The organism is Thioalkalivibrio sp. ALJ16, assembly GCF_000377345.1.
Classification (GTDB): domain Bacteria; phylum Pseudomonadota; class Gammaproteobacteria; order Ectothiorhodospirales; family Ectothiorhodospiraceae; genus Thioalkalivibrio.
The window spans coordinates 73,760-83,714 of the sequence record NZ_KB898047.1 but is presented as its reverse complement, the minus strand read 5'-3'; the positions used below and the strand labels follow the sequence as shown (position 1 = coordinate 83,714).

10 protein-coding genes are annotated in these 9,955 nt (G+C 67.5%); 1 reads left to right on the top strand and 9 read right to left on the bottom strand.

From position 1 onward, the window contains the following. Nucleotides 1-216 precede the first annotated feature (216 nt). The 9 genes from lipB to ppa form a co-directional block, all read right to left on the bottom strand. Nucleotides 217-939 (bottom strand): lipoyl(octanoyl) transferase LipB, encoded by a 723-nt coding sequence (gene lipB / locus D000_RS0110100; protein WP_018873411.1) that lies wholly within the window; start codon nucleotides 937-939, stop codon nucleotides 217-219. Further along, entirely contained in the window at nucleotides 936-1,202 is a 267-nt protein-coding gene (locus D000_RS0110095) for a YbeD family protein (protein WP_018873410.1), read from the bottom strand. The genes lipB and D000_RS0110095 overlap by 4 nt, the downstream gene beginning before the upstream one ends. Then, nucleotides 1,199-2,089, bottom strand: coding sequence for a D-amino acid aminotransferase (locus D000_RS0110090; protein ID WP_018873409.1), 891 nt, complete (start codon nucleotides 2,087-2,089; stop codon nucleotides 1,199-1,201). The genes D000_RS0110095 and D000_RS0110090 overlap by 4 nt, the downstream gene beginning before the upstream one ends. Before the next feature lie 14 nt (nucleotides 2,090-2,103). Further along, the gene (locus D000_RS0110085; protein ID WP_018873408.1) at nucleotides 2,104-3,360 is read right to left on the bottom strand and encodes a D-alanyl-D-alanine carboxypeptidase family protein; all 1,257 of its coding nucleotides are present in this window, start codon (nucleotides 3,358-3,360) and stop codon (nucleotides 2,104-2,106) included. 85 nt (nucleotides 3,361-3,445) lie between these two features. Beyond that, entirely contained in the window at nucleotides 3,446-4,444 is a 999-nt protein-coding gene (locus D000_RS0110080) for a septal ring lytic transglycosylase RlpA family protein (RefSeq protein ID WP_018873407.1), read from the bottom strand. After that, complete coding sequence (mltB, locus tag D000_RS0110075; protein WP_018873406.1) at nucleotides 4,401-5,432, bottom strand: lytic murein transglycosylase B; 1,032 nt, start codon at nucleotides 5,430-5,432, stop codon at nucleotides 4,401-4,403. The genes D000_RS0110080 and mltB overlap by 44 nt, the downstream gene beginning before the upstream one ends. Continuing rightward, the gene (gene rodA / locus D000_RS0110070; protein WP_018873405.1) at nucleotides 5,429-6,547 is read right to left on the bottom strand and encodes a rod shape-determining protein RodA; all 1,119 of its coding nucleotides are present in this window, start codon (nucleotides 6,545-6,547) and stop codon (nucleotides 5,429-5,431) included. Before rodA ends, mltB begins: the two co-directional genes overlap by 4 nt. Continuing rightward, nucleotides 6,544-8,421, bottom strand: coding sequence for a penicillin-binding protein 2 (mrdA, locus tag D000_RS0110065; RefSeq protein WP_018873404.1), 1,878 nt, complete (start codon nucleotides 8,419-8,421; stop codon nucleotides 6,544-6,546). The genes rodA and mrdA overlap by 4 nt, the downstream gene beginning before the upstream one ends. A gap of 107 nt (nucleotides 8,422-8,528) precedes the next feature. Then, nucleotides 8,529-9,065, bottom strand: a complete 537-nt coding sequence (gene ppa / locus D000_RS0110060) for an inorganic diphosphatase (protein ID WP_018873403.1) — start codon at nucleotides 9,063-9,065, stop codon at nucleotides 8,529-8,531. A 246-nt stretch (nucleotides 9,066-9,311) separates the two neighbouring features. On the opposite strand from ppa, the gene D000_RS0110055 reads away from it, so the two are divergent. After that, the gene (locus tag D000_RS0110055) at nucleotides 9,312-9,953 is read left to right on the top strand and encodes an adenylate kinase (RefSeq protein ID WP_018873402.1); all 642 of its coding nucleotides are present in this window, start codon (nucleotides 9,312-9,314) and stop codon (nucleotides 9,951-9,953) included. Nucleotides 9,954-9,955: the final 2 nt, after the last annotated feature.

Genomic DNA, 9,955 nt, shown 5'->3' with positions numbered 1-9,955 from the left:
AGCGGGCCGGGGTCGCGGCAGTCGGGCGTGTTTCTTGGGTACTTCTTTGCACGAGCAAAGAAGCCCGTTTTTGATCAACAACGGGCGCGGCGCGCTGGCGAGTCAGCGCACGGCAGTACGTGGACCGGAGGCACCGTAAACACCAGAGGACGAACCAGGACCAGCCAACAATCGGCAGACGGCCGGGCGAAGCCACCGTAAACTTCAGAGCGAGGATCAGGCCCGGCCTCCGAGCGCGGGACAACGTCCCAGCGCCAGCACGCGGACCAACTCGGGCGGCAACGCAGGTTCATGCCGGATGCTCGCAACCTCGGCGGGAAACAGCTGCTCGGCGAGATGGGCGAGCAGCTGCTCGCGGACGCGGGTGGCATCCACCGGGCCGAGGAGATACTGCATGGAGGTGGCGGCGAGGCCAGGATAGCCGCAGGGGTTCATGCGCTGGAACGGCGCCAGATCCGGGGCAATGTTCAGCGCCAGCCCATGGATGCTGCGCCCATGCCGGATACGCAGACCCAGCGCCGCAATCTTGGCCCCATCGACATACACCCCCGGCGCCTTCTCCCGACGCTGCGCACGAATCCCCCATTGCGCCAGCGTATCGATCACCGCCTGCTCCAGGCCTTCGACCAGGCGCCGAACCCCGATCCCCAGCCGCGGCAGGTCCACCAGCGTGTAGACGACCAGCTGCCCGGGGCCGTGCCAGGTCACCTGCCCGCCGCGATCAATCGCAACCACCGGCGTCGCGCCGGGGTCCAGCAGATGTTCGGGGCGGCCATTCCGACCCTGGGTAAAGACGGGGGGGTGCTCGACGCACCAGAACGAATCGAGTCGGGTCGCCTCGCGCTCTCGGGCCTGCAGCTGCATCGCCTGCCAGACGGGGACGTAGGGCTGCACACCCAGCAGGCGGACCTCCGGCCCGGGCACGAGCAGGTCGGTCACAGGATCATGCGGACCCGGTCGCAGCGCCCCAGGGCCTGGTAGAGCTCATCCAGCTGGGCCTGGCTGGTCGCGGTGAAGGTAATGGTGATGCCAACGAAGCGCCCGCCACTGGAGGCGCGCTGCTGGATCACGGCATCGTCCGGGTCCGGCACATGCTCGGCGACGCAGGCCTCCACGGCCGCCAGCAACTCCGGGTGCGAGTCCCCCATGACCTTGATGGGAAAGCGGCAGGGAAACTCGATCAGGGTCTCGCGATCACTCATGCCATGCCCTCCGACGGCAACGCCGGGCGCGCCGTCTCGGCCCCGGACTTGGCGACCTGATAGGCCGCATGGATCCGCTGCCAGACCGGGCCGGGCCGCCCGTCACCTACCGGCTGGTCATCCAGGCGAGTCACCGGCAACACCTCGCGCGTGGAACTGGTCAGCCATACCTCGTCGGCGCGCCGCAGTTCGTGCTCCGAAAGGTTGCGCTCGGCGACCGGGTAACCGGCGCTGCGGGCAAGTTTCAGCACCAGTGAACGCGTGACGCCGGGCAGCACGGTCGCCGCCAGCGGCGGGGTGATAACCTCGCCATCGACCACCACGAGGACGTTACTGGCCGCGCCCTCGGTCACCTGACCGTCGCGCAGCAGAATCGCTTCCTGCGCGCCCTGCTCGGTGGCGCCCTGGCGCGCCAGTACATTGGCCAGCAGAGTGGTCGCCTTGATGTCGCAGTGCGCCCAGCGCTGGTCTGGCGCAGTCACGGCCGCGACGCCCTGGTCCCGGATCGTCTCGGACAGTGGCCGAATCGGGCTGACCATCGCCAGGATGGTGGGCTGCGCCTCCGCCGGGAAGGCGTGGTCGCGCGGCGCGACCCCACGGGTCACCTGCAGGTAGATACCGAGATCCGGCGTGGCGGGGTCGCCGTTGCGCTGCAGCAGGCCCTCCAGCCGTTCACGCCACTGCGAGGGCTCGTGCGGGCTGGCCAGCCGGATCGCCGCCAGCGAACGCTCCAGCCGTTGCAGGTGCTGCTCCAGAAGGAAGAAACGCCCGCCATAGCTGGGGATCACTTCGTAGACCGAATCGCCGAACAGAAAACCGCGATCCAGCGGCGAGATCCGAACGGCATCCAGGGGCAGGTACTCGCCGTTGAAATAGGCAATGCTCACAAGCGGCTCGACCGTCAGAACGGCCAGGCCGACTGGATGGACAGGGCCGCGCCATCCCAGAGCCGGCGGAACAGTCCTCCCTGCTCGACCGCCTGCAGTGCCACCAGCGGCTGGGTGCGCAGCACCTCACCGTTCAGGCGCACGATGACTTCGCCGACCGGCTCGCCCGCGGCCAGCGGCGCGCGCAGCGGCTGGTGGACCTCCATCGAGGCATCCAGGTTGTCTTCGCGGCCGGGCGGCACCATCACCCAGAAGTCGTCGGCGAGGCCGACCGGCACTTCGGTCTGCGCCCCGCTGTAGACCCGCGGGGTGCCCAGCTCGTAGCCACCTTCGAACAGCTTGCGCGTCGCGGTAAAGCGCATGCCCCAGTTCACCAGCGCCTGGGACTCGTTCGCGCGCCGAGTCCCTCCCTGCTGGTGATCGGAGGCCTCGATGCCCATCACCACCGCGATCAGGCGACGGTCATTGCGCTTGGCCGACGAGACCAGGTTGTAGCCGGCACCGGAGGTCCATCCGGTCTTGAGGCCATCAAAGCCGGCATCGCGCCACAGCAGCATGTTGCGGTTGCGCTGCGTGATGTCGTTGTATTCGAAAGAACGCTCGCTGTAGTAACCGTAGAGCTCGGGGAAGTCGCGAATCAGGGCCCGCGCGAGGATCGCCATGTCCTGCGCCGTGGTGTACTGCGCCTCATCGGAGGGCAGGCCGTGCGGATTGGCGAAGTACGAGCGGCTCATGCCCAACTCTCGCGCCTGCGCATTCATCATGTCGACAAAGGCCCCCTCGGACCCGGCAACATGCTCGGCCAGCGCGGTGGAGGCGTCGTTGCCGGACTGGACGATCATCCCGCGCAGCAGGTCTTCGACCCCGACTTCCTCGCCGACCTCGATGAACATGCGCGAGGCACCGCGCATGCCGGTGCGCCAGGCGCGCTCACTGATGGTGACCCGGTCTTCCAGCCCCATGCGGCCATCGCTGATCTCGCCAAACACGACATACGCCGTCATCAGCTTGGTCAGGCTGGCCGGCTCGCGTTCCACATCCGGCTCGCGGGTGGCCAGCATCAGTCCGGAATCGAAATCAATCAGCGTGTAGCTTGCGGCCGTGACATCGCTCGGCGGGCTGGGGATGCCGCCCGGCATCGCCACGGCCCCCGACCCGGCCACCGGCAGACGTTCCACCTCCGCCGCGGCCGGGGCGATCAGCAGCATCCAGGCCAGCAGCAGGCAGGCCGACAACAAAGGCAGGACGGGGGTACGGACGGACAGATTCATGGTTGTGCTGGGCCTCCTCGAGAACCCGTTTACGATAGCAGAATTGGGCCCTGAACCGGGCAGGAACAGGCCGCCGAGAGCCGTTCTAGCGGGCACCATCGACGATGCGGTAATCGACGTGGGCGGCGCCCTGCAGCTGATCGGTGATCGCGCGAACCGCGGTGCTGTCCGCCAGTGGCCCGATGCGTACGCGATGGAGGTCCGCTCCATTGGCGCGTTCCAGGGTCGAGATGCGCACGGCGTCGAACCCCAGGGCCTCGAGGTCGGCCTGCACCTGCTCGGCGGAGTGTCGCTCGGCGAAGGCCCCGACCTGGACATAACGCGTAACGCTGTCGGCCTCATCACGGGCGGGATCGCGGACCGCCGTCGGCTCCGGGTCCGCAGGGGCCGCGGTCGGCTCCGGCGCGGTCGCAACCGCCAGCGGTTCCGGCTCGGGCACGGTGGCGGCCGCCACCTGCGCCCCCCCGGTATCCCCCGGCCCCACCGCCCGGATATGGACGCGGGCAACCCCGGCATCCGTCATGTCGATGCGATGGGCGGCCGCGTAGGACAGGTCGATAATGCGCCCGTCCACGAACGGCCCACGGTCGTTGACACGGACCACGACCTGCTTGCCGTTCTCAAGGTTGGTGACCTGGACATAGCTGGGCAGCGGCAGGGACTTGTGGGCTGCGGTCATCGCATACATGTCGTAGGTCTCGCCGCTGGAGGTGCGCCGGCCATGGAACTTGGTGCCATACCAGGAGGCAATGCCCTCTTCCTCGAAACCGTCGCTGGTCCGGAGCGTGCGGTAGCGCTGCCCGAACACCTCGTACTCCGGGGGGTTGCCATAGCGGCTGGGCGGCTCGTCACGCGGCACCGGCTCCGGGATCAGCGCCAGGTCCTGCGGTACATCCGCGGCATCGGAGTAGCTGTCATACGCGGCATCGCCCAGCGGGCGGTCCGGGTCGGACGTGCGGTCGGGGGTGGAGGAACAGCCCGCCAGGACCAGCGCCAGCCAGGCCGCCAGCGCGGCCCCGCCGACACCCGAGCGGCGCGGTTTACTCGGCCAGGGCCTCGGCCAGTTGGTGCACGGCCATCGCATACAGCGGGCTCCGGTTGTAACGAGTGATCACGTAGAAATTCGGATAACCGAGATAGTACTCGTAGCCGTCATCGCCCTCGAGGCGGATAAAGGAGTAGCGACCATCCGCATCTACCTCTTCGGCCGGGTGGATGCCATGCTCCGCCAGCTCCTCGAGATCAAAGCGGGCCTGGTAGTTGCGGCTGATCAGGTCCTCGTGGGCATCGCCCTCGACCCGTGCCCGCGCCACCACCGGCTCGCCATGATTCCAGTGATGCTCGCGGAAGTAGTTGGCCACCGAGCCGATGGCATCGGGCCACGAATTCAGCAGATCACGCTGGCCGCTGCCATCGAAGTCCACCGCGTAATGGCGATAGCTGGAGGAGATGAACTGCCCGCGCCCCATCGCGCCGGCATAGGAGCCACGCGTCTCGCGCGCGTCCAGGCCTTCCTCGTCCACCAGGGTCAGGAATTCACCCAGTTCGCGCCGGAAGAAATCCGCGCGCGGCGGGTAGTCGAAGCCCAGGGTCACCAGCGCATCGAATACACGAAAGCCCCCGGTATTACGGCCGTAGAAGGTCTCCACGCCGATGATCGCCGCCACCAGGTTGGGCTCCACCCCAAAGCGATCCTCGGCGCGCTTGAGCCAGCGTTCATGCTCCTGCATGAAGTCGCGGCCGCGCTCGATCCGCTCGTCGGTCATGAAGATCGGGCGATAGTCCTTCCACGGGCGCGCCTCGGCGGGGCTGGAGATCAGGTCGAGGATGCGCTGCTGCGGGTCGACGGCGGCAAACATCGCCTCCAGCGCCTCGCGCTCGCGGCCCGCGGCCACCTGTTCGTCGATGAAGGCCTGCACCTCGTCGCGCTCAAGATAGGGCGGGTCACCCGCACGGAATTCGCTGTTCGCCGCCAGCGGAACGGCGACCATGGCCATGGACAGGGCCAGACCGGCGGGCAGCAGGACCGGGCGGGCAAGACGGGCCCACAGGGGGCGCAGATTCAGGGTCATCGATTCACCAGGCGTTTCTGGGAGGCTATGCTCATGAGAATACCGAAGGCGACCATCAGGGTCACCAGCGACGTACCCCCGTAACTCACCAGAGGTAGCGGCACACCGACGACCGGCAAAAGCCCCGTCACCATGCCAATGTTCACCACCATGTACACCGCAAAGGTGAGACTGATGCTCCCGCCCAGCAGGCGTGCGTAGCGGTCCTGAGCCAGCGCGGCGATCCACAGCCCGCGCGCGACAATCGCAAAATACAGCAGCAGCAGCAGCGCGACACCGATGAATCCGAATTCCTCGGCATACACCGCAAAAATGAAGTCGGTAGACCGCTCCGGCAGGAACTCCAGCTGCGACTGGGTGCCGTTCAGCCAGCCCTTGCCATACAGCCCGCCCGACCCGATCGCGATCTTGGACTGGATGATGTGATAGCCCGCGCCCAGCGGGTCGGACTCCGGGTTGAACAGGGTCAGGACCCGCTGGCGCTGGTAGTCGAGCATCTGCGACCAGAGGATGGGGATCGCGGCCGCAGCCGCCAGGCCCAGCCCGACAAACCAGCGCCAGCCCAGCCCGGCCAGGAAGATCACCAGGAAACCGGCAGCCCCCACCAGCATCGAGGTCCCCAGGTCCGGCTGCTGCATGATCAGGTACACCGGGATCATGATCAGCACCGCGGCCACCAGCAGATCCCGGAACCGCGGACGACCGTGCCGCTGCGACAGATACCAGGCGACCATCATCGGCACCGCCAGCTTCATGATCTCGGAGGGCTGGAAGCGCATGAAGCCGAGGTCCAGCCAGCGCTGCGCGCCCTTGCCGACATCCCCGATCCACATCACCAGCAACAGGAGGATCACGCCGGCCACGAACAGCCAGGGCGAGACGGCCCGCAGCGTATGCAGGGAGACCTGCGCGATCAGCAGCATGGCAGCGACCCCGAGACCGATACGCATCAGCTGGCGCTCGATGACCACCAGGCTCTCGCCGGAGGCGCTGAACAGCACGGCCAGCCCCAGCAGCAGCAGGATCGAAAGCAGCACCAGCAGCACGCTGTCCAGGCGCAGACCGCGCAGCACCCACTGCCCCAGCGACATCTCACGGCCGGTCACGCTAATCATTCATCCTCCGCCGCCTCGAGGGCCATACTCGCGGCATCCAGCAGGAAGGCATCCATCACCTTGCGCGCCACCGGCGCCGCGACCCGACCGCCGGACCCGCCATGCTCCACCAGCACGGCCACCGCGATGCGGGGGGCCTCGGCCGGCGCATACCCTACGAACAGGGCGTGGTCCCACAGCCGCCGGGCCAATTGTTCCTCGTCATATTCCTCGTCTTCGCCCAGGCTGAAGACCTGGGAGGTTCCGGTCTTGCCGGCGATGGTGTACTCCGGCCGAGTGCTGCCCACGCTGCCCCAGGCGGTGCCATGGCGCGCATGCACCGCCTCGACCAGCGAGTCATGGATCGTTTCCCAGTGCTTCGGGGCCGCCACTACCGGCTCGCGCGCGACCGGCAATGGATACTCCAGCTCCCCGCTGCCGTTGTCCATAGCCCGCAGCAGGTGTGGCTGGTAGCGCTGGCCACGGGTCGCCAGCGTCGCGGTAAAATCCGCCATCTGCAGGGGCGTGGTCAGCATGTAGCCCTGACCGATCGCGGTGATCAGGGTCTCGCCAGGGAACCAGGCCTCGCCGTGCGTGGCCCGTTTCCAGTCCCGGCTGGGGAGGATGCCCGCCCGCTCGCCGGTCGAGTCGATCCCGACCCGCTGACCAAGACCGAAGGCGCCGAGGATGGGCACCATGCGGTCGATGCCCATGGTGTGTGCCAGGTCGTAGAAGTAGACGTCCGAGGACACCGCAATGGCCCGCGACATGTCGACCCGGCCATGGCCCTCGCGGCGCCAGTCGCGGAAACGCCGCTCATGCCCCGGGAGCTGGTAGTAGCCGCGCGCAAACATCTCGCGCTCCGCCGTGGTGACCTCCTCTTCCAGGCCCGCCAGCGCCACCAGCGGCTTCACGGTCGAGCCCGGCGGGTACTGGCCGCTCAGGGCACGATTGAACAGCGGCCGGCGGGTGTTGTCGCGCACCGCGGCGAAGTCGGCCTGGGAGATCCCGTGAACGAAGGCCTCGGGATCGAACCCGGGGGCGCTGACCAGAGCCAGGATCTCGCCGTTGTTCGGGTCCACGGCCACGATCGCGCCATCCTTCCCGTCGAGTGCGCGGTAGGCCGCGTGCTGCAGGTTGGCATCCAGGGTCAGGATCAGATCCGTTCCCGGCTGCGGCGGGGTCACCGACAGCTCGCGCAGCACCCGGCCCTGGGCATTGACCTCGACCTGACGGTAACCCGGGCGCCCGTGCAGCAGTTCCTCGTAGTAGCGTTCGATGCCGCTCTTGCCGATATGCGAACTGCCGGCATAGGCGCGCGCATCGACGCGCTGCAGATCCTGCTGGTTGATGCGCCCTACATAGCCGACCGCATGCGAAAACTCCGACCCCAGCGGGTAGTAGCGCAGCGGTCGGGCCTCGATCTCCACCCCCGGCAATTCGTGGCGCGAGACCGCAATGCGGGCCACGGTGGAATCATCCAGCCCCGCCTTCAGCAGCACCGGCTGGAACGGACGCCGCTGCCGTACCCCGCGCCGAAAACGCTCGACATCGGCCTCGCTCAGCTCCACGTATCCGCGCAGCCGCGCGAGCAGGGCCTCCAGATCACCGGCCTGTTCGACCGTGATCTCGAGCTGATAGGAGGCGCGGTTGCCCGCCAGCAGCACGCCGTTGCGGTCACGGATCACCCCGCGGGTCGGGGCGATCGGCTCTACCCGCAGGCGGTTGCTCTCGGACAGGGTGGTGAAGTGCGAATGGGCCCCGACCTGCAGCCCCGACAGCCGCCAGCCAAGCGCCAGCAGGATTGCCGCCAGCACCACCAGGGCCAGCAGGATGCGCAGCACGAAGCGCTCGCGATCCTCCTCTTCCTCGCCGTAGGCGTCACGTTCGGCCATCTCAGGGGGTCACGATCATGCCGCCGGCACCCCGACAGGCGCACGCCGGACCGCCCGTCCGGATCGGCCCGGCATTTCCCGGTCCTGGCATGCGGCGAGACGCGGCGTCAGATCTTGCTCTTCTGGTAGCGCTTGTAGCTGGCAACAATCTCCGCCTTGGCGGCCTCGGCGTCCGCCCAGCCATCGACCTTGACCCACTTGCCCTTCTCCAGCTCCTTGTAGTGCTCGAAGAAGTGCTTGATCGAGTCCAGCAGCTCCTGGGAGACATCGTCCGGGCCCTGGATCTTCTCGTACTGCGGGTGCAGCTTGGTCACCGGGACGGCCAGGATCTTTGCATCCACACCGGCCTCGTCGGTCATCTGCAGCACGCCCACCGGACGCGAACGCACGACCGAACCCGGCATCAGCGGGACCGGGGTGATCACCAGCACGTCCACCGGATCGTCGTCCTCGGACAGGGTGTTCGGGATGAACCCGTAATTGCAGGGGTAGAACATCGCGACCGTCATGAAGCGGTCGACCACCAGCGCCCCGCTGTCCTTGTCGATCTCGTACTTCACGGGCTGGCCGTGGGCCGGGATCTCGATCACGACGTTGACGTCGTTGGGGAGGTCCTTGCCGGCTTCGATCTGGTTGAGGTCCATGCTTGCTTCCCGAATAGTTTGGCGAGCCCGCCATTATACAGGGGAGAATCGGCGCAAGGGCACCCGCACTGGCGCCGGCCATGGTTGCGGGAAGACACCCTCAGGCGGTATAAGACCGCGCTCGGGAAACGGTTTGCGGCCCGCCCTCGCCCCGGGTCGGCTGCCCGTTTCGCCACCGCAATTCACCGTGCCGTCCCGTTCCCGGCTAGTCCTGCGGTTCGGTACGGCACCCGGCAGGAGTCAACTATGCGTATCGTCCTGATGGGCGCCCCGGGTTCCGGCAAGGGCACCCAGGCCAAGAAGATGGTCGCCACCTTCGGTATCCCCCAGATCTCCACTGGCGACCTGCTGCGCGCCGCGGTCGCCGCCGAGACCGAACTCGGCAAGAAGGCCAAGAGCGCGATGGACGCCGGGCAGCTGGTCCCGGACGACCTGGTGCTGGGGCTGATCCGCGACCGCCTGCAGGAGCCCGATGCGCAGAAGGGCTTCATCCTCGATGGCTTCCCGCGCAACGTCGCCCAGGCCGAGGCGCTGGACCAGATGCTGAGCGACATCGAGTCTCCGCTGGACCGTGCGATCCAGATCGACGTGCCCTTCGAGGAGCTCAAGCAGCGCCTGACCGGGCGGGTCTCCTGCGGCGACTGCGGCGCCGTGTTCAACACCCACACCTTCCCGCCACAGAAGGAAGGCGTGTGCGACCTGTGCGGCGGCGAACTGATCCACCGCGCAGACGACAACGAAGAGACCGTGGTCAACCGCCTCAAGGTGTACGAGGAGCAGACCCAGCCGCTGATCGAATACTACGACGATCACGGCCTGCTCAAGCACATCAACGGTACCCGCGACATCGAGCTGATCTTCGACGAGATCCGCCAGCTACTGTCCTGATC